At 38.2% G+C, this 597-nt stretch carries 1 protein-coding gene; it reads right to left on the reverse strand.

Going from position 1 to position 597, the window contains the following annotated elements:
• Nucleotides 1-354: 354 nt before the first annotated feature.
• A partial coding sequence (locus ACT3SX_RS15495; RefSeq protein WP_444753755.1) for a hypothetical protein occupies nt 355-597 on the reverse strand: 243 nt, incomplete at its 5' end.

A 597-nucleotide genomic window follows, 5' to 3' on the forward strand; every position in this document is an offset into this window, starting at 1 on the left:
TTATTGCAAAAATCATGATGGGAGCTGATCCTGCCGTCCGCTATTATCTGCCATATCTGCTAGGGCACGGCTATAGGCAGGTCAGGTTGCTGCTACCGCGACATCCTGACCTGCCGAGCCTTTGCAACCTAGTAGTCACGACAGGATAACCGCTCCAGTCAGGGCTAAACCGCACCGCAAGACGACTATTTTATGATTGCGAGTTTTGATGTAGGCTGGGCTTTTAGCCCAGCGAATAAGTTGTCATGTTAAGATTAATTTTACAATAAACACAGTTTAAACGTACGTAGTGCGTAGGGTGGATTAGCGGATGCGTAATCCACCTTATATAAACGCTAAACTTACTCATTTAATCTAATTTTTTAAACTAGTTATAGGGTATCCATACTGAGAAAATTGATAGAATTCTCCTGTATATCCTATAATATGAAATATCAATCTAAAAAAAACTTCCTCTAAAAAATTTGAGTCATCTAATATTTTTTCTAAGGAACTTTCATCTTCAAAGCTTAATTTTCTTTCAATCCCATGCGCTGATTCGTTTCTAATAGCCTGCCAATTAGAATGCATACTTTGACTTAAAATATCTAAATCTAC

Source organism: Psychrobacter sp. AOP31-B2-9, assembly GCF_052378005.1.
Lineage (GTDB): Bacteria > Pseudomonadota > Gammaproteobacteria > Pseudomonadales > Moraxellaceae > Psychrobacter.